This is a genomic window from Actinokineospora diospyrosa (assembly GCF_024171925.1).
Classification (GTDB): Bacteria; Actinomycetota; Actinomycetes; order Mycobacteriales; family Pseudonocardiaceae; genus Actinokineospora; species Actinokineospora diospyrosa.
The window spans coordinates 118,613-136,256 of record NZ_JAMTCO010000004.1; the positions used below are offsets into that span (position 1 = coordinate 118,613).

Genomic DNA, 17,644 nt, shown 5'->3' on the forward strand with positions numbered 1-17,644 from the left:
AGTGTAGACATTCGCAAACGTGCTGGTGGTCCATCGTTCCTGACCTCGGAACCGCTACTTGCCAGACGCCGTGGAGACGGCGTTGACGGTGTTGAGCTTGTGCTGGCGGGCGAACGCCTCGACCTCGACCGCCGGTGCGCCGGTGCGCAGCAGGCGTAAGAGCTCGTCGTGCTCCTCGACCGACTCGCGGGCCCGGCCCGGCACCAGCGCGAAGGTGGAGCGGCGCAGGACGTCGAGCAGGTTCCACTCCCGGGTGATCAGGTCCCGCAGGTGCGGGTTCGCGCAGCCGCCGCACAGCAGCAGGTGGAACTCGCGGTTGAGCCGGGTGAAGCCCAGCGGGTCGAACTCGGTGAGGGTGTCGCGCATCCGGTCGTTGAGCGTCGCCGCGCGGGTCAGCGCCGCGGGGGTGAACCGCGCCGTGGCCATCGCGTGCCCCTCCAGCAGCGCCAGCGTGTGCATGGCGTGCCGGTACTGGTCCGGGTCCACCCCGGCGACCTGGGCGCCGACGTTGCGCTCGAAGACGACCCAGCCCTCGGCCTCCAGCCGCCGCACCGCCTCGCGCACCGGGACGGCGCTGACGCCGAGGTCGCGGGCGATGCGGTCGAACACCAGCCGGGTGCCGGGGCCGTACCAGCCGTCGACGATGCGCTGCTTGAGCGTCTCGTAGGCGTACTGGGTCTTGGAGCGGCCGTCCAGAGCAGGCTTGGTCGGGGTGGCCGGGGTGATCACTCGCCGTCCCAGCGCTGGTAGGCCTCGCGCCACTTCGGACCGAGCGGGTAGAGCCCGTCGACCGACTCGCCCTCGTCGACGCGGGCCAGGATGAACTTCTCCTGCCGCTCCATCTCCAGCGCGTCCGCGGCGACCTCGTCGACGATGGCGGGCGGGATCAGGATGACGCCCTCGCCGTCGCCGACCAGCACGTCGCCGGGGCGCACCAGCACACCGGCGCAGGCCACGTCGACACCGATCTCCCAGGGCACGTGCTTGCGGCCCAGGACAGCCGCGTGGGCGCCCGCGGAGTAGGTGGGGATCTCCAGTTCGCGGAACGACGGGCTGTCGCGCAGGCAGCCGTCGGTGACGATGCCGACCGCGCCGCGGCGGGCCGCGCGCAGGGCGAGGATGTCGCCGATGGTGCCCGCGCCGTGCTCGTCGCGGCAGTCGATGACCAGGATCTGGCCGTCGCCGATCGCCTCGACCGCGCGCTTCTGGGCGTTCATGCCGCCGCCGCGCTCGTCGAACATGTCCTCCCGCAACGGGAGGTAGCGCAGCGTGTGCGCTGTGCCGACCATGCGCAGGTCGGGGCGAGCAGGCGCGAGTCCGGTGAGGAACGTGTGGTTCAGACCGCGCTTGCGCAGCTGGCTGGACAGGGTCGCGGTGGACACCTGGTTGAGCGCTGCCTCGGTCTCGGGCTTGATCGCGGGAACGTCCTTACCGTAAGCGATCGCGCGATCCGTTGGGGTCACCTGCGGCCGCGCACCCGGCTTGGGGAGCTCGGCCTCGGCCTCCACAACGGTGTTGACCAAGCGCTCGGTGTCACCGATGGCGACCTCGACGACGTCACCCGGCTCGACGACGGTGGCACCGGTGGGGGTGCCGCAGAGGATGATGTCGTCGGGCTCCAGGGTGATGGTGCGCGACAGGTCGGCGATCAGGTAGGCGAAGTCGAACAGCAGGTCGTCGACCTTGGCCTCCTGCACCAGCACGCCGTTGACCCAGGTGCGCAGGGTCAGGTCGGCGGTGCGGGGGTCCAGCAGGACCGGTCCGACGGGGGTGTAGCCGTCGGCGCCCTTGCTGCGCAGGTTGGAGCCCCGGTCGGCGTAGCGCAGGTCGTGGACACCGAAGTCGTTCGCGGCGGCGACGCCCTTGACGTAGTCCAAGGCCTGCGAACGGCTCACGTTTTTGGCGCGCTTGCCGATGACGACGGCGATCTCACCCTCGAAGGCGGACAGGACGGTGCCCTTGGGCCGGACCAGGTCGGCGCCGGTGTGCGAGAGCGACGACGGCGGCTTGACGAAGTAGGACGGCTCCTCGGGGAAGCGACCCCGCTCGGCGGCGCGGCTGCGGTAGTTCAGGTGCACCGCGATGATCTTCGACGGCTGGAGACCCAGCGGGTGCCCGCTCACGCCGGGACCGGGAAGTCGACGATGACCTGGCCGGTGCCGCTGCTCGGGAAGTAGTCGCAGAGCTGCTCACCTCTACCGCTGTAGTCCTTCCAGCCGAGCAGGCCGAACATCATCGCGGTGTCGGCCATCGCGGCCTCGCCGGTGCAGCGCTCGTTGTAGGTCGGCAGCGTCTCCAGGAACTCCGCGATGCGCCCCTCACGCCACTGGTCGAGCACGACCCGGTCGGCCTGCTCGTTGAACGGGTTGGAGATCTTGTTGAGGTACTGCGAGGAGATCTCGTTGGTGGGGAACTGGTGCGAGAGGCTGCCGCTGGCCAGGAAGGCGACCTTGCGGTCGGAGCGCTTGATGGCGCGCAGCATGGCCTCGCCGACGCGGCGGTTCTCGTCGATGGTGGAGTAGATGTTGCAGCCGATCGGCAGCACCTTGAGCGGCTCGGCGCCGCCGGTGTTCTCCGGGCGGTTCATGAAGTGCATCGGCACCAGGGTCGCGTACTCCAGGCCGAGGTCCTTGACGTCGTGGACCATCGCTTTTTGTCCACCGGCGTTGATCTCCTCGCCGATGAGCTCGGCCAGGTCGGCCGCACCGTCGTAGTCGTACTCGAGGTCGGCGATGAAGTGCGGCAGCTCGTGCGAGGCGTAGCTGCCCGCGTGCCGTGCCTTGCCGTTGACGTGGAAGGACATGCTGTTCATCCAGTGCGAATCGGCCACCAGGAAGGTGTCGGCACCGCGCTCACGGGCCCGTCTGCCCACCTCGGCGAGGCCCTCCTCGGCGGGCTTGCGGATCCCGTGGTTCTTGCCGGGCTGGATGGACAACCAGATCGACGGGACGTGCGTGATCTTGGCTGCCAGGACCAGCTCACCCATGGTGACCTCCTCCATCGGACTTCGTCGTCGAAATCATGTAGCCGATCGCATATGATTTCGGCTCCGGTGGCGGCGCGTGCCGCCGATGGGAACAGGTGTACCCACTTCCGGCGTAGGTTGATTGGTAGGGCGCGCACAGCGGTTGTCCCGGAGCGCATCACGTGTTGCGGGTCGGACTCGGTGCGGGGCCGACCCTTGACGGGACCGGGGCGCGGGGCAGAGTGTTCCCAGTCACGCAGTGTCACTCTGGCAAGGAGGTCAGCGTTGACGTATTCGGTGACGACGGCGGGCGCGCCTGCGGCGCAGCAGTTCGACCTGTGGGAGTCCGCGGTGTCGCAGACGTTCGTGCCGCTGGAGGCCGCCCCGGGTGAGCGCGCGGCCTTCCGCGGTCGCCTGCGCGGGCAGAACCTGGGCAGCGTCGCCGTGTACGAGGCCACCGCCGACGCGCACACCGTCCGCCGCACGCAACGCGCCATCGCCCGCGCCAACCCCGAGATGTACAAGCTCGGTCTCCAACTGCACGGCACCGCGCGACTGTCGCAGGACGGCCGCCAAGCCGCCCTCGACCCCGGCGACTTCGCCATCTACGACACGACCCGGCCCTACACCCTGGCCTTCGACGACGTGTCGTCCACTTTGGTCCTGATGTTCCCCCGCGACATGCTGTGCCTGCCCTCGGGCCACGTGGAGCAGCTCACCGCCACCCGCTTCTCCGGCGGCTCCGGCGTCTCCGGCATCGTGTCGTCGATCCTGGTCCAGCTGGCCAGGAACCTGGACGACCCGCAGGTCTACGGCAGCGTCCGGCTGGCCCGCAACGTCGTCGACCTCCTCGGCACCGCCCTGGCCGACCGCGTCGACTACTCCAACGTCCCAGCCGAGTCCACCCGCGGCGCGCTGCTGGTGAAAATCAAGTCCTATGTGGAGACCCACCTCAACGACCCGGCCCTGTCCCCCACCGAGATCGCCGCCGCCCACCACATCTCCACCCGCTACCTCCACAAGCTCTTCAGCGACGCGGGCGTGACGGTCTCGGGCTGGATCCGCCAACGCCGCCTGGAACGCTGCGGCCAAGACCTGGCGGACCCGTCGAAGCAGCAACTCGCCATCGGCGCCATCGGCGCCCGCTGGGGCCTGGTAGACGCCTCGTACCTGAGCCGCGCCTTCAAGACCGAATACGGCCTAAGCCCCTCCGAATACCGCCAACGCAGCGCCACCCACCGCGCCGACTGACGATACCCACACCTCAGCCACTCGCCACCTTGGGCAACTTTCACGCTACCCAAAGTAGCCATTGACTGAGGTGTCGAACTTTCCATACGACGATTGCCCCAAGGTCAACGTTGATAGGGTCCCCTAGTCACGAACTAGGGGAGCATCGGGATGTACAGCAGCGACGGCGGCCCCGCGGGCGCCATCGGATCTGTCATGGGGGAGTTCGCCGCACTGGCCGCGCGCGGCGGCTTCGCCGTCAACGAGCACGGCGGCGACGCGCTACTGAAGGCCATCCGCTCCATGATCCGGTGGATTGACGACCAGGAGCTGGACCTGCAACTGCTCACCCAGCGCGCGAAACTCGGTAGCTCAAGCAACGCCATGGTCATGGCCCCCTTCTTGCAGCAGGTGGCTACCGACAGCAGCGGCTTCATCACGCAGCTGACGCAGTTGCGCAAGTCCCTGACCGAAGCGGATCAAGCGATCGTGCAGGCCATGGCAAACTATCAACGGGAAGATCACGAAGCGGCGGGATCACTCAGTTGAAGGGCAGCGGACCTGTGCGGCGTTCGTTCTGGATCACCTCGGGGATCAGCCTGGTCCTGCTCCTGACGAGCTGCGACAACGAGACCGCTGGCACGCCAACCACGCCCGGCGACAGCGGCCCGCCCGCCACAACGGAGAAAACCTCTCGAACCAACGCGCCCACAACCCCCGTGGCGGATTCCATCAAGCCATGCGAGTTGTTGTCGACCGCGGATGCGCGTGGCCTTGGTGTCGTCGAAGAACCGCGCACAAAGACGACCAAAGACACAAACTCCTGCCGCTGGCGAGTCGAGAAACCTGTAGCGGCGGACAGCTACTCCATCGACATCACCCACTACCTAGACCGAGGTCTGAAAGACCTTGTCAGCAGTGAGACCCCCACACCCGTGAACGTGGGCAGTCACGAGGCGGTTCAAGCACCTGGAATCAGTGCGGCGGGCTGTGTCGTGGCGCTCGGCTTGACCGCGGAGTCCAGGGTGGACGTGTATGTCACGGGCGGCAACCAGGGCCGGATGTGCGCTCCCGCGCTGGACGTAGCGAAGATCATTGACCCCAAGCTGCCCTGACCTCGTCCACGGATGTGGTCATCGTCCTCGATGGGGCGGAGTCCGCGTCGCATCGAACCCTCGATGACGTTCACTCCGTGTGCCCATATCACGCCATTGCGCAGTTGCCCATCGGGCATCGTTGCTAGTGTGGCCGCCGGGGAGCACACAGGGGAGCACGATGTACGACAACGAGGGTGGCCTGACCAGCGCCATCGGAGCCCAGATGGGCGAGTTCGCGTCGGCGGCCGCCAGGGGTGGGTTCGCTGTCAACGAGCACGGCGGCGCGGCTCTGCTGAGGGCGATCGGCAATCTTGTCGAGTGGATAGACGAGCAGCAGGTGCAATTGCGCCTGCTCACCAGAGTCGCGAAGCTGGGGAGTTCGAACAACGCAGAGATCATGAAGCCCTTCCTCCAACAGGTCGCCAGCGACGACCAGGGCTTCATCACGCAGTTGCTGCAACTGCGCGCCTCCCTGGTCCAAGGCGAGGAGGCCATCCGCCAAGCGATGGCAAACTATCAGCAGGTTGATCAGCAAGCCGCGCGCGAAATGAACTGAAGGGTCCCTGGTCTGTGAGGCGATCGCTCATGCTCGTGTCCGCTGCCGGCCTGCTACTGCTCACGGGGTGCACTGAGCGGACGGTGGGAACGCCCGAACCCGGACTGCCTACCACGCAGTCGTCAGAGGCACCACGTCCGACCAAGCCCACATCGGCCGAACCCGACTCGATCAAGCCCTGCGACTTGCTGACCGAGTCGGCAGCCAAGGAGATCGGCGTCACAGGGGAACCCAAGCCCAGGAAGATCACCGGGGCAACAGCCTGCAGCTGGCGGGTGCGCAAAGATGCCTCGGCGGACAGCTACACGCTGGACGTCGCCTACATTCCGGAACTCGGGCTCAAGGACCTCCGTAGCCAGACCGCCGAGATCCAGGTTGGGAAGCACAAGGCTGCCCAGGGCGTCGACGAGGACACCCTGGGCTGTGTGGTCAGCATCCAGATCACCGAAACCTCGCGCATCGATGTAGTCGCGGCGGGCAGTGACCCCACGAAGCTCTGTGCGCCCGCGCTCGCGGCGGCCAAGCTCGTGGAGCCGGAACTCCCCTGACACGATCTTCACCTTGACGAGGCGGTCCCCGGTGGGGCCGCCTCGTCGTGGTTGGTGGGTCGTCGGGCGCAGGTGGTCAATGGCCATGCGCTGATAGGCAACCGGGATGGTGCTCTGGCGTTCGAGACTGGGGGTCGCGTTCGTCCATGGCGGCAAGGAAGGGGAGCCGATGCGCACCGAGGGGCTTTACATTGATGGGGAGTGGGTGCGCCCGGAGGGGGTCGGGGAGTTCGTGAGCCTGGACCCCGCCAGTGGGGAGCGGATCGCGACCCTGGTGGACGCCGGGCAGGCCGAGGTGGACGCGGCGGTGGCGGCGGCTCGGGCGGCGCTGCCGGTGTGGGGACGGGTGCCCGCGACCGAGCGGGCGCGGATCCTGTGGAAGATCGCGGACCTGCTCGAGGCGCACGGCGACGAGATCGCCGCCCTCGAGACGTTGGACCAGGGGCAGCCGCTGGGCGTGGCGAAGGCCGTCAGCGTGACCGGTGCCGTCGAGCACTTCCGGTACTTCGCCGGGTTCGCGACGAAGATCGACGGCGCGGTGCGCACCGTCTCGTTCCCGGACACGCTGCAGTTCGACAAGCGCGAGCCGGTCGGGGTGTGCGCGTTGATCGCGCCGTGGAACTTCCCGTTGATGATCATGACTTGGAAGCTCGCACCCGCGCTGGCGTGCGGCAACACCGTGGTGCTCAAGCCCGCCGAGCAGACCTCGCTCACCGCGGCGTACCTGACGCGGTTGTGCGCCGAGGCGGGCGTCCCCGCGGGCGTGGTGAACCTGATCACCGGTGGTCCCGAGGCCGGTAAGGCCCTCGTGCGGCACCCCGGTGTCGACAAGGTCTCCTTCACCGGCTCGACCGCCGTCGGCAAGGACATCGTCGCCGCTTCCGCTAACGACCTTAAGCGGGTCACCCTCGAACTCGGCGGTAAGACCCCCACGGTCATCGCCAAGGACGCCAACATCGACGCGGCCGTTGCTGGTGCCGTCGCGGGCGGTCTGCTCAACAGTGGCCAGGTTTGCGCGGCCTTCGCGCGCCTCTATGTCGACTCGGCCCGTGTGGACGAGTTCGCCACGAAGCTCGGTAAGGCTGTCGACGGTCTGAAGCTCGGCCCCGGTAGCGCCGCCGACACCCAGCTTGGCCCTCTTGTCACTGCCGAGCACCTCGCCAAGGTTGACTCCTACGTGCGCGGTGGCGTCACCGCAGGCGCGCAGCTGGTGGCCGGTGGCTCGCGCGGCGAAGGCGACCTCGCGAACGGCAACTTCTACCGCCCCACCGTGTTCGCGGGCGTCTCCGACGACATGGCGATCGTGCGCGAGGAGATCTTCGGCCCGGTCCTCACCGTGCTCGCCTATGACGGCGAGGACGAACTCATCCACCGCGTCAACGACTCGCCTTACGGCCTCGCCGCCTCTGTCTGGACCGACGACGTGCGCACCGCTCACCGGCTCGCCGACAGCATCCGCGCGGGCGCCGTCTTCGTGAACATGCCGTGCATCCCCGACGCGGCCGCCCCCTGGGGCGGGTTCAAGTCGAGCGGGTGGGGCCGCGAGATGGGTCCCTACGCGATCGAGGCCTACACCGAGATCAAGGGCGTCTGGATGCACTACGGCCAGGCAGCGCAGTGAGCACGCCCTACTGGGTCGCGGGCAAGCCCCGCACCTCGAACTCCCCGGTGACCGTGCGCAGCCCTTATGACGCCGCGGTCACCGGGGTCACCAGCAACGCCACCGCCGAGGACATCGAGGAGGCGGTGGCCGCGGCCGCCGCCGCCCGCGACGAGGTCGCCGCGCTCCCCGCGCACGTGCGGGCCGACGCGCTCGAGCACGTCTCGCGCCGGTTGGCCGAGCGGCTCGACGAGGTCGCCGCGCTGATCACCGGCGAGTCGGGCAAGCCGATCACCTGGGCGCGCACCGAGGTGACCCGCGCGGTCGCCACCTTCCGCTGGGGCGCCGAGGAGGCCCGCCGGTTCTCCGGCACCGTGCAGCGGCTGGACACCGAGCCCGGCTCCGAGGACCGGGTCGCCCTGGTCCGCCAGGTGCCGCGCGGGCCGGTGCTGGGCATCACGCCGTTCAACTTCCCGGTGAACCTGGTCGCGCACAAGCTCGCCCCGGCCATCGCCGCGGGCTGCCCGGTGATCATCAAGCCCGCCCCGGCCACGCCGCTGTCGGCGCTGCTGCTCGGTGAGCTGCTCGCCGAGACGGACCTGCCCCCCGGCGCCTGGTCGGTGCTGCCGATGACCAACCCGCAGATCGCCGACCTGGTCGGTGACCCGAGGCTGCCGGTCATCTCGTTCACCGGCTCGGACGCGGTGGGCTGGCGGATCAACGACGCCAACCCGCGCAAGCACGTGCTGCTCGAACTCGGCGGCAACGCCCCGGTCATCATCGCCCCGGACTGGTCCGACATCGAGGGCGCCGCGGCCAGGGTCGCCGCGTTCGGCACGCACCAGGCTGGCCAGTCGTGCGTGTCGGTGCAGCGGGTGTACGCGCACACCGACGTCTACGACGAGTTCGTGCCCGCGCTGGTCAAGCACGTGCGCGCCCTGCCGACCGGCGACCCGGCGCACCCGGTGACCCACGTCGGCCCGCTGATCAACGCCGACGCCGCGCGCCGGGTCAGCGACTGGGTCGCCGACGCGGTGACCAGGGGCGCCACGCTGCTCACCGGGGGCAGGACCGACGGCAACGCGATCGACCCGGTGGTGCTCGCCGACGTGCCCGAGGGCTGCGCGGTGGTCACCGAGGAGGTGTTCGGCCCGGTCATCGTGGTCGAGCGGGTCGCCTCGGTGGACGCCGCCGTCACCGCGGCCAACCGGTCGCGCTACGGGCTGCAGGCCGGGGTCTTCACCCACGACCTGCGGGTCGCCGCGCACGCCACGGCGAAGCTGCAGGTCGGCGGCGTGGTGATCGGCGACGTACCGACCTACCGAGCCGACCAGATGCCCTACGGCGGCATCAAGGACTCCGGCGTCGGCCGCGAGGGCGTGCAGTCGGCGATGCTGGACCTCACCGAGCCCAAGGTCATGGTGCTCACCGAGTTCGTCACCTGATCCCCCCGCCGCCCGGGCCCAGCACGCCGGGTCCGGGCGCACGGAGCCCGTTCGCACCGGCTTGCCCATTCCGGTCCCAGCGGGTCCGAGCCCTTTCGCGCCAGCCCAACCAGCGCGGTCGAAGTCCCGTCGAGCCCACGGGTCCCGACCGCACCCAGTGCCACCCGCACTTGGTCCGACCACACGGAGTTCCGACCACGCCAGACGGCGAGTCCACCCACGCCGGGTTCCACCCGCCCCGCGCGACGCCCAGCCCCCACCCTCTCCGGGGGGCGGCCCCAGGGCCAGTCTACTAGGCCCCACCGACAGTGGATCTTGGAAAACCCCAGCTGAAGATCCACATGTGGATAACTTCTGTCGCTGGAACGGGTGAAGCCTCGGTCGCCCGGGCCGTGGCGGGGTCGGTGGGCCCCGCTACGGTGTGGCGTCATGAAGTCGATCTCGGTGCACGTGCACGGCGCTGACGAGGCCGAGGCCGATGGCCTGACCCGGCAGCTGCGCGCGGAACTGCTGGAGCTGGACGTCGACGCGGTGGACTTCGGTGCGGACGAGGCGCCCCCCGCGCACAGCAAGGGCGTCGACCCCGGTGTGGTGACCACGCTGGTGGTCGCGGTCAGCTCCTCCCCCGTGCTGGTCGAACTCGCCCGCGCGGTGCGCGACTGGATCACCCGGGCCACCGACCGCAAGCTCACCATCACCGCCGAGGACGGCCGCACCCTGGAGATCACCGGTGCCCGCGCCCGCGAAGACCAGCGCCTGATCGAGTCCTTCCTCAACCCCGAGGGCGACCGGCCCGAGCTCACCCCGTAGCCCGCCCGACCACCGCCAGGCGTCAGCGAACATCGCGACCAGGCGTTGAACCACGCCGAGGAACAGCGACCGCGCTGCCGAACAGCCGACGCCGACGGGCCACTGGTGCCGTCTTCGCGCTCGTACCCGCGGGTGGTCGCCGGCTGGATTCCGACATCGGTTACCGATACGCGAGGGCTCGGGCACCCGATGTAGTCAAGGGGAGGGGAGCCGCATGCGACACGCGCTGATCGTGGCCAACGACGCCTACCAGGACGCCGGGTTGCGGGAGTTGCGCGCGCCCAGGCAGGACGCCGACCAGTTGGCGGCGGTGTTGGACGACCCCGAGATCGGCGGGTTCGCGGTGCGGACCCTGCACAACGTGAGTGCGGCGGACACCAACGAGGCCATCGAGGACTTCTTCGCCGACCGCGCCCCCGACGACCTCCTGCTGCTGTACTTCTCCGGCCACGGCGTGAAGGACGCGAGCGGGGACCTCTACTTCGCCACCACCGGCACCAAGCTCAACCGGCTCGGCGCGACGGCGGTGGCGGGCGACTTCGTGCAGCGGCTGATGAACCGGACCCGCGCGCGCCGGGTCGTGCTGCTGCTGGACTGCTGCTACGCGGGCGCGTTCGGCCGGGGCATGGTCGCCCGCGCGGGCACCTCGGTGGCGCTCGACGAGCAGTTCCAGGGCCGCGGCCGGGCGGTGCTCACGGCGTCGAGCGCGATGGAGTACGCCTTCGAGGGCCAGGAGCTGACCGACACCGCCGCGGGCGGGCCGTCGGTGTTCACCAGCGCACTGGTGGAGGGGTTGCGCACCGGGGACGCCGACCGCGACCAGGACGGCATGGTGGGCCTGGACGAGCTCTACGAGTACGTCTACGACCGGGTCCGCGCGGCCACCCCGAACCAGACCCCGGGCAAGTGGGTCTTCGACCTGCAGGGCGACCTGTTCATCGCCCGCCGCGGCCGCCCGGTGACGGTGCCCTCGGAGCTGCCGCTGGAGCTGCGGGAAGCGGTGGTCCACCCCAACCGGTCGGTGCGGGCGGGTGCGGTGGACGACCTGGCCCGGCTGCTGACCGGCGGGCACGAGGGCCTGGCGCTGGCCGCCCGACTGGCCCTGGAATCACTGGCCGACGACGACAGCCGCACGGTGGTCACCGCCGCCACCGAAGCGTTGGCCACGGCCCGGCCCGGGCCAACACCACCACCCGAGCCGACACCACCCGAACCGCTCCTGCCCGCTCCCGCAGCCGAGATCCCCGCCGCACCGCCCGAACGCGCTGAGGAGCCGGTACACGACCCCGTCCTGGAGCCCTGGGAGAGCCCGCCCTGGTTTGCCGTGGGGCCCGAGGTCTTCGCCGAACCCACACCGATCCCCGGGGAACGCGCCCGAGTCGTGTGGCGGGTTGTCGGTGGTGTGCTGGCCGCCGCGGCCGTACTCGCGTTGGCGATGGTCACCGGCGACCCCGACCAGCTCATGAAGTCGACCGCCTACGACCGCTTCCCGTCGTCGTTCACCTATGTGGTCGTCGGGACCCTGGCGATCTGGTTGCTGGCGGCGACCTTGGTGGGTGTGCTCGTCGTCCGGCGGACCCGCGCGCGGGAACTGGTCCTCGGCACCGGTTTCGCCCTCGTCGCGGCGGCAGGCGCGCACATCGCCAAGCTCGGCACCCTCGGCGTCCTCGCGCCGATCTCCGGGCAGGTCATCCTCTACGGCCTGCTCGGCGCACTGGTCGCGCTCGTGATCCACAGCGGGCTGGTCAGGCCCGGGTGGCGCTTGGAACTGGGCGCCGGACTCGGCGCGGTGGTCACGCTGGTGGCGCTCTCCCAGGGCTTCGGCTGGGTGGGTCTTCTGCCGGGGACCGCGATCCTGGTGACGACGGTGGTGGCTGATCAGGTCGACCGCGCCCGAGCGGGCGAGCCCGTGGTCCGCGCCAGCGCCTTCCACGTCCTGTTGATCCTCAACGCCTGCATCTCGTTGAGCCAGGAAACCAATGACTGGCCGGTTTACGTTGTCGCCGCGACCGTCGCTCTAACAGCACAACCGCTTCTTGACGCACCCGTCGTGGCGCGGGTGGGTGCGGCCGCGACGACCGTGCTCTTGGTACAGCCCGCGATCGACTCGCGAGAAGTCATCCTGTCCACCGTCCACATTGCGATCAGCGTCGCGGCGGTGGTGGTGGCGTTGTGGCCGCAGCGGGCGCGGGTCTGACTCAGCCGAGGCCGATGTTGATGACCGGGCGGGCGGCCGGGTCGAGCCAGTTGAGGACGGCGTCCATCTGCGGGCGACCCAGGCTCACGCAGCCCGCCGTGGGCTGGTTGGTGCTGACGTGCAGGAAGAACGCCGAGCCCGCGCCCTTGACGACCGGCGACCGGTTGTAGTTCATGACGACCGCCCGGTCGTAGGCGCGGCCGACCTTGCCCAGGTTCTCCCCCGCGGCCTCGTTGAACGGGCAGGCGCCGGGGGCGCAGCGGTACGGGGTGTTGTAGTGCGCGGAGTTCACATCGGACACCCACCAGTCCGAGGTGTCCACCTGCCGGTAGGGCAGCCTGCCCGCGGCCGGGTGGTGGCCGAACGCCTCGGTGAGCGCCCAGACCCCCGCGGGCGTCTTGGTGCTGCCCTCGCTGGCCTGGCCGATGCCGCCCGAGCCGACGTAGGCCTTGAGCGGTCCGAGTTGGGCGACCCAGCCGGTGGCGGTCCGCTTCCAGGCGATGAGGGTCGCGGTGGTCGCGGTCGGGTTCGCCGCGACGACGGTGATCACCTGGTTCGCGTCGCCGGTGTAGGGCAGCGGCAGCGACCCCGCGGCCGCAGAGGCCGTCGCGGGAGCGGTGAACACACCCAGCACCATGAGCAGGACTACCAACCGATTGCGCATCCGAGGACTCCCCTGGTCGACCATCCGGGGTCCAGAATGGACCCGCGCGGGCGGGCGAGCACGCCGAACCCGCGGCCGCCACCCCCAGTTGGTGACGATCACCGCGGGCGAGGCTAGCGGAGGCGGCGGCCGGTGGGCCGTTCGGGGGCTGTCCGCCCGGCCGGGCCGGTGTGATCATGGGCCTCCCAGCGACCTGGCGGTGACAGCGTGACCACAGTGACCCACATCGGCGGTCCGACGACCCTGATCGAGGTGGACGGCTGGCGGCTGCTGACCGACCCGACGTTCGACCCGCCCGGTGAGCGCTACGCCTTCGGCTGGGGCATCTCGTCGGTGAAGCTCGCGGGCCCCGCCCTCTCCCCCGCCGACCTGGGCCCGCTCGACGCCGTCCTGCTGACCCACGACCACCACGGCGACAACCTGGACGCGGCGGGGCGGGCCCTGCTGCCCACGGTCCCGAGGCTGGTCACCACGGTCGCGGGCGCCCGCAGGCTGCGCACCGGCACCGGCCTGGCCCCCTGGTCGGAGACCACCCTCGAATCCCCCGACAAACCCCCACTGCGCGTCACCGCCACCCCCTGCCGCCACGGCCCACCCCTGAGCCGCCCGATCGTCGGCGAGGTGACCGGCTTCGCCCTGCACACCACCACCGGCATCCTCTGGATCTCGGGCGACACGGTGCCCTTCGCGGGGACCCAGGAGGTCATCGACCGCCTGGAGGTCGACATAGCCGTCCTGCACCTGGGCAGCGTGCGGTTCCCGCTGACCGGCCCCCTGCGCTACACGATGACCGGCACAGAAGCAGTCGCCCTGTGCGGCGCGCTGAAGCCCCGGGTCGCGATCCCGGTGCACTACGAGGGCTGGGCCCACTTCCACGAGGGCCGGGCGGGCGTGGAGAGCACCCTGTTCACCGCACCCGCGGACATCCAGAACCGCTTCCGCTGGCTCACCCCGGGCGAACCCACGCGGGTGTGAGGGTGAGATCAGACCAACCATCGATTGTCGGGCCGGACCGCAACCCTGGGGTCGACTTCCCCAGATTCGTCGGTATTCCGCTGAGCACGGACCCTTTGTTCGGTGAATCGCCAGATACCGTGCATATGCGCGGAGCATTTCGGCGGAATCTTTGCGCTGAACGAGTGAGTTCCGCAGCGTACGCGTTACGCTTGCCTTCGACGGTGCGACACCCGATGATGTGGCGGAACCACGGCCATGGCAAGATCGACTTGTTGTCGACGACTTGGGGGTAGACCGGTGCGAGGTTTTCACCACGACCGGGAGGAAATCGTGCGAAAATCCGCCACGAGCGAGCCGACCACATCAGGACCGGTCCGATGACGACTCACGGCATGACGAACGCAGCCCGCTACCTCGGTTACAGCGTCGCGGTGGGCGCACTGGGAACAGCACTGGTCTCGACGATCTCCGAGGTGTTCCCCCCGCAGTCGGCGTGGCGGGTCGCGCCCTTCCTGTTGGCGGCGATCGGCGCGGCGGTGGTGGGCTACCTCGCCGGTGCGCCCGGCCGCGGGCGGAGCGAGACCCGCGGGACCGAGCGGACGTCACTTCCTCCCGGACTTCAACCGGCGAACGGCTCCCCCGCCCAGGAACGCGGCCGTTACCGCTCCCCCGACGTACCACGCGTTGGTGGGCATCCTGCTCAGCAGTGAGTACGCGAGCACCCCGACGCCCGCGACGGCCAGGACGATCACGAAGATCATGACCCACGACTTGGCGCCCGGCTCCCGCACCAGCAGGGTGAGGAAGTTCAGCACTTGGTGCAGGCGCCCGCTGCCCGCGGTCAGCCGCAGGCTGGGTGGCGCCTCAGCGGCCTTCGGCGGCCGGGCGACTTCGGGCTGAGCGCCGCCCGTGGCGGACCCCGGGGCCGCCGGGGGTGACTCATCCGTCTGGTCTGACATGGACATGCTCCATCGGGGCTGAGATGCCTGGGGGGACTGGGATCGGATGCCGCTTCGGCACACGCCGTTGGCGACATCAGCCCTGGGCGATCACCGGGACTCCTCCAGCAGTCGTACTTGGGCGGCGATCAAGTCGGCTGACCGACCCTCGCTCAGGGCGACCGCGCAGAGGGCAGTCCACTTGCGTTCGTAATCCGCGAGCAGCCCGGGGTCGTCCTCGGTGAAGTAGTCGCGCTCACCCTGCTCCTGGTAGAGCACTGTCTCGGGGCGCGATTGGACGGCGGCCACGTCGAGCAGGGTGAACGCGCCCTCGAGGCCGTAGTGCCAGCCCGCGCCGAACGGCACGACCCGAACGCTGGCCCGAGGTTCATCCGCGACCCGCAGCAGGTGCTGGAGTTGTTCGCGCATCACATCCGGACCACCGATGAGCCTGCGAATCACGCCCTCGTCCAGCACGACCGACAGGTCGGGGCGATCCGCCCCCCACAACAACTGCTGACGCAACTCCCGGGCGCGGATGGCGGCAGCGAGCTCATCACCGGCGAAGTACGGCGCGAGCTGCTCATGGGCGTAGGCGAGCGTCTGCAACTGCCCGGGGATGTGCAGCGGGTTGACCTGCCGGACCGCCGTGGCGATCGACTCGTAGCCGAACAACCTGATCACCTGCGGGGAAAGCACGGGGCGAAATGGCACGTACCAGGAGCGCTCGCGGCCCGCGCGGAAGTCGTCCAGATACGGTTCCCGGTCGGCGCCGATGACGCCGTAGTGGTCCAGCAGCGAGCGCAGGTCCGTGGTGGACACGCCGTGCGAACCCGCCTCGACGCGCTGCAACTTCGACAGCGACCAGTCGAGCGCGGCGACGACCTGGTGCTGGGTGCTGCCGAGCTCTTCACGCTTGCGGCGCAGTCTTCTGCCGCCGTACTTGCGCTTGACCGACGGGTCCGGCATCCGACCCACGATGTACCCCTTAAGTGTTCACTCGTTGAACCGAGGGCATCACAGTGACGCCATCACTCTGATGCCTTCACCCTCTCCCACCTGCCAAGGTACACCCCGCCCTGGACCGACGCCGCGAGCCACCCGCCCGACATCACTCGCCGGTCGAGTTAACACCAGACTCTCAACTACCCAGAGTGACAGACCCTCGCGGAGTGCACGTCGACCCCCGTGTCCCGTTTTCAGCCCACCCGGGCAGCGGATTCCACGACGCCGGGAAAGCGGAACAATCATGGAGTTCGCCCCCGCCCAGGGGGCCATCACGAGGCGGTTTTAGTGTCTCTTCCCAAACCCGTCGACTGGCGGAAGAGCAGCCGATGCGATGCCGGAAAGTGCGTCGAAGTGAGTTCAACCGGAGTGCGGGACTCGAAGAATCCGCGACAGAAACTGGACATTTCCGCACGGTCGCGGTCTCGGCTCGTCGAATTCGCGCGGACATCCCCGGGAATGACTGATAACCCGGCGCTATAACGCCGGGGTATTCATCGAGCGGTCAAAGCCAGTGGGGTTCGGCGCCGCGGGTGAGGCGGTTGAGGTCGCCTACGCCGCCGGGGGTGGCGGTGGGGCGGATGATGCCTGCGCGGGCGGCCACGCCTGCGGCCTCGCCTCGGGATTGGCAGTCGAGTTTGCCCAGGAGGCGTTCCACGTAGGTCTCCACCGTGCGGCGGCTGACCACGAGGCTTTCGGCGATGGCCTGGTTGCTCAGGCCCGCGACGATGCCGGTGGCGACGTCCACTTCGCGGGCGGTGAGGCCGATGGGGTTGGCGTACGGGGCGGAGGCCAGGATGACGCCGGGGCGCAGGCCGTCGGGGACGCGCAGGAGGCGGACGCGGTACCAGCCGTCGGGGCCGGGCCAGAGGAAGGCGACGGTGCCGACGCCCAGGTCGGCGAAGGCGGCGCCGATGGCCTGGATCTTGGGGTCGTCGGCCAGCGGCGAGGCGGCGCGGTCGGCCAGCGGGAGCGGGGTGCCGCCGGGCACGAGGCGGTTGGCGGTCCACTCGGGGCCGAACCAGGCCTCGAAGCGCGGCGAGCGCAGCGGGTCGACCCGGCGCGCCATGGTCCGCTCGAGCTCGCTGACGAACGAGCGGGTGCGCTCGCCGAAGGCCCCCTGGACCGAGGCGTTGATGTGCAGCATCCCCACGACGCGCTGCTGACCGAGGCGCAGCGCGGCCGAGAGGCCGTCCTCCAGGCCCGCGGGCCGCAGGTTCTCCTGGTAGTGCGGCGAGTCGCGGAAGTTGTGCGGGGCGTCGTCCATGAGCAGCGGGACCTCGGAGTCGAACAGCTGCCCACCCCAGCGGGTGCGCGGGAGCTCGTGGGCGAGGTCGTGGGAGATGGACCGCGAGTAGCCGCGCTCGGCGAGGATGACGAACCGGCTGGCGACCGGGTCCCAGCCCACGACCTGGGCGGCGCACACGTCGGGCACGGCGCCGGTGACGGCGTCGAACACCTCGTCCCACTCCACGTCCGCCGCGCTGCCGAGGGCGGCCCCGATCCGCAGCGCCGACGCCACCATCGTCGAGTCCATCGGATCGCCTCCTCGCGCCCATGCCGGTTACAGAAATTTACGGGCATTGAGCCGAACGGGGCAATACCCGGGAGACCGGGTGACCCGCGGCGATC

At 69.8% G+C, this 17,644-nt stretch carries 18 protein-coding genes; 11 read left to right on the forward strand and 7 right to left on the reverse strand.

Translation table 11 applies throughout. The features are described from left to right. Nucleotides 1-54 precede the first annotated feature (54 nt). Genes LV75_RS07680 through hpaD form a run of 3 tightly spaced genes read right to left on the reverse strand, consistent with a single transcriptional unit; the run spans nucleotide 55 to nucleotide 2,986 of the window. Nucleotides 55-729 carry a GntR family transcriptional regulator gene (locus LV75_RS07680; RefSeq protein ID WP_253886093.1) on the reverse strand — a complete coding sequence of 225 codons (675 nt, stop codon included), beginning with the start codon at nucleotides 727-729 and terminating at the stop codon, nucleotides 55-57. Next, nucleotides 726-2,123: a fumarylacetoacetate hydrolase family protein gene (locus LV75_RS07685; protein WP_253886094.1), complete on the reverse strand. Its 1,398-nt coding sequence runs from the start codon at nucleotides 2,121-2,123 to the stop codon at nucleotides 726-728. The genes LV75_RS07680 and LV75_RS07685 overlap by 4 nt, the downstream gene beginning before the upstream one ends. Continuing rightward, nucleotides 2,120-2,986: a 3,4-dihydroxyphenylacetate 2,3-dioxygenase gene (gene hpaD / locus LV75_RS07690; RefSeq protein WP_253886095.1), complete on the reverse strand. Its 867-nt coding sequence runs from the start codon at nucleotides 2,984-2,986 to the stop codon at nucleotides 2,120-2,122. The genes LV75_RS07685 and hpaD overlap by 4 nt, the downstream gene beginning before the upstream one ends. A 264-nt stretch (nucleotides 2,987-3,250) precedes the next feature. On the opposite strand from hpaD, the gene LV75_RS07695 reads away from it, so the two are divergent. The 9 genes from LV75_RS07695 to LV75_RS07735 all read left to right on the forward strand — a co-directional run bounded on the left by LV75_RS07695 (nucleotide 3,251) and on the right by LV75_RS07735 (nucleotide 12,448). Next, nucleotides 3,251-4,216: an AraC-like ligand-binding domain-containing protein gene (locus LV75_RS07695; RefSeq protein WP_253886096.1), complete on the forward strand. Its 966-nt coding sequence runs from the start codon at nucleotides 3,251-3,253 to the stop codon at nucleotides 4,214-4,216. A 150-nt stretch (nucleotides 4,217-4,366) separates the two neighbouring features. After that, nucleotides 4,367-4,744 (forward strand): hypothetical protein, encoded by a 378-nt coding sequence (locus tag LV75_RS07700; protein WP_253886097.1) that lies wholly within the window; start codon nucleotides 4,367-4,369, stop codon nucleotides 4,742-4,744. A gap of 14 nt (nucleotides 4,745-4,758) precedes the next feature. Next, on the forward strand, nucleotides 4,759-5,310 hold the full coding sequence (locus LV75_RS07705; protein WP_253886098.1) for a DUF3558 domain-containing protein: 552 nt from the start codon (nucleotides 4,759-4,761) through the stop codon (nucleotides 5,308-5,310). Nucleotides 5,311-5,470: 160 nt separating this feature from the next. Then, complete coding sequence (locus tag LV75_RS07710) at nucleotides 5,471-5,848, forward strand: hypothetical protein (protein WP_253886099.1); 378 nt, start codon at nucleotides 5,471-5,473, stop codon at nucleotides 5,846-5,848. Nucleotides 5,849-5,877: 29 nt separating this feature from the next. Beyond that, the gene (locus LV75_RS07715) at nucleotides 5,878-6,396 is read left to right on the forward strand and encodes a DUF3558 domain-containing protein (protein WP_253886100.1); all 519 of its coding nucleotides are present in this window, start codon (nucleotides 5,878-5,880) and stop codon (nucleotides 6,394-6,396) included. Nucleotides 6,397-6,565: 169 nt separating this feature from the next. Then, nucleotides 6,566-8,017 carry an aldehyde dehydrogenase family protein gene (locus tag LV75_RS07720; protein WP_253886101.1) on the forward strand — a complete coding sequence of 484 codons (1,452 nt, stop codon included), beginning with the start codon at nucleotides 6,566-6,568 and terminating at the stop codon, nucleotides 8,015-8,017. Beyond that, a complete protein-coding gene (locus LV75_RS07725; protein WP_253886102.1) occupies nucleotides 8,014-9,441 on the forward strand; it encodes an aldehyde dehydrogenase family protein in 1,428 nt (475 codons plus the stop codon). The genes LV75_RS07720 and LV75_RS07725 overlap by 4 nt, the downstream gene beginning before the upstream one ends. Before the next feature lie 429 nt (nucleotides 9,442-9,870). Beyond that, nucleotides 9,871-10,251 carry an effector-associated constant component EACC1 gene (locus LV75_RS07730; RefSeq protein ID WP_253886103.1) on the forward strand — a complete coding sequence of 127 codons (381 nt, stop codon included), beginning with the start codon at nucleotides 9,871-9,873 and terminating at the stop codon, nucleotides 10,249-10,251. A gap of 214 nt (nucleotides 10,252-10,465) precedes the next feature. Further along, nucleotides 10,466-12,448 carry a caspase family protein gene (locus LV75_RS07735; protein ID WP_253886104.1) on the forward strand — a complete coding sequence of 661 codons (1,983 nt, stop codon included), beginning with the start codon at nucleotides 10,466-10,468 and terminating at the stop codon, nucleotides 12,446-12,448. Between the two features lies 1 nt (nucleotide 12,449). On the opposite strand, the gene LV75_RS07740 is transcribed toward LV75_RS07735, so the two are convergent. After that, a complete protein-coding gene (locus LV75_RS07740; protein WP_253886105.1) occupies nucleotides 12,450-13,112 on the reverse strand; it encodes a L,D-transpeptidase family protein in 663 nt (220 codons plus the stop codon). A gap of 207 nt (nucleotides 13,113-13,319) precedes the next feature. On the opposite strand from LV75_RS07740, the gene LV75_RS07745 reads away from it, so the two are divergent. Continuing rightward, nucleotides 13,320-14,087, forward strand: coding sequence for an MBL fold metallo-hydrolase (locus LV75_RS07745; protein ID WP_253886106.1), 768 nt, complete (start codon nucleotides 13,320-13,322; stop codon nucleotides 14,085-14,087). Between the two features lie 584 nt (nucleotides 14,088-14,671). On the opposite strand, the gene LV75_RS07750 is transcribed toward LV75_RS07745, so the two are convergent. Both LV75_RS07750 and LV75_RS07755 read right to left on the reverse strand, forming a co-directional pair. Continuing rightward, the gene (locus LV75_RS07750) at nucleotides 14,672-15,028 is read right to left on the reverse strand and encodes a hypothetical protein (protein WP_253886107.1); all 357 of its coding nucleotides are present in this window, start codon (nucleotides 15,026-15,028) and stop codon (nucleotides 14,672-14,674) included. A gap of 90 nt (nucleotides 15,029-15,118) precedes the next feature. Continuing rightward, the gene (locus LV75_RS07755; RefSeq protein ID WP_253886108.1) at nucleotides 15,119-15,976 is read right to left on the reverse strand and encodes a helix-turn-helix domain-containing protein; all 858 of its coding nucleotides are present in this window, start codon (nucleotides 15,974-15,976) and stop codon (nucleotides 15,119-15,121) included. 324 nt (nucleotides 15,977-16,300) lie between these two features. Here LV75_RS07755 and LV75_RS35835 point away from each other — a divergent pair, with 324 nt between their 5' ends. Then, on the forward strand, nucleotides 16,301-16,495 hold the full coding sequence (locus LV75_RS35835; protein ID WP_372504148.1) for a DUF397 domain-containing protein: 195 nt from the start codon (nucleotides 16,301-16,303) through the stop codon (nucleotides 16,493-16,495). 22 nt (nucleotides 16,496-16,517) lie between these two features. Here LV75_RS35835 and LV75_RS07760 read toward each other — a convergent pair whose 3' ends face one another. Next, complete coding sequence (locus tag LV75_RS07760) at nucleotides 16,518-17,549, reverse strand: helix-turn-helix transcriptional regulator (protein WP_253886109.1); 1,032 nt, start codon at nucleotides 17,547-17,549, stop codon at nucleotides 16,518-16,520. Nucleotides 17,550-17,644 lie beyond the last annotated feature (95 nt).

Excerpts from the sequence above, each read along its gene's own strand:
- hpaD (WP_253886095.1), bottom strand. The coding sequence starts at position 2,986 with ATGGGTGAGCTGGTCCTGGCAGCCAAGATCACGCACGTCCCGTCGATC.
- LV75_RS07700 (WP_253886097.1), top strand. The coding sequence starts at position 4,367 with ATGTACAGCAGCGACGGCGGCCCCGCGGGCGCCATCGGATCTGTCATG.
- LV75_RS07710 (WP_253886099.1), top strand. The coding sequence starts at position 5,471 with ATGTACGACAACGAGGGTGGCCTGACCAGCGCCATCGGAGCCCAGATG.
- LV75_RS07715 (WP_253886100.1), top strand. The coding sequence starts at position 5,878 with ATGCTCGTGTCCGCTGCCGGCCTGCTACTGCTCACGGGGTGCACTGAG.
- LV75_RS07720 (WP_253886101.1), top strand. The coding sequence starts at position 6,566 with ATGCGCACCGAGGGGCTTTACATTGATGGGGAGTGGGTGCGCCCGGAG.
- LV75_RS07730 (WP_253886103.1), top strand. The coding sequence starts at position 9,871 with ATGAAGTCGATCTCGGTGCACGTGCACGGCGCTGACGAGGCCGAGGCC.
- LV75_RS07735 (WP_253886104.1), top strand. The coding sequence starts at position 10,466 with ATGCGACACGCGCTGATCGTGGCCAACGACGCCTACCAGGACGCCGGG.
- LV75_RS07740 (WP_253886105.1), bottom strand. The coding sequence starts at position 13,112 with ATGCGCAATCGGTTGGTAGTCCTGCTCATGGTGCTGGGTGTGTTCACC.
- LV75_RS07750 (WP_253886107.1), bottom strand. The coding sequence starts at position 15,028 with ATGTCAGACCAGACGGATGAGTCACCCCCGGCGGCCCCGGGGTCCGCC.
- LV75_RS07755 (WP_253886108.1), bottom strand. The coding sequence starts at position 15,976 with ATGCCGGACCCGTCGGTCAAGCGCAAGTACGGCGGCAGAAGACTGCGC.
- LV75_RS07760 (WP_253886109.1), bottom strand. The coding sequence starts at position 17,549 with ATGGACTCGACGATGGTGGCGTCGGCGCTGCGGATCGGGGCCGCCCTC.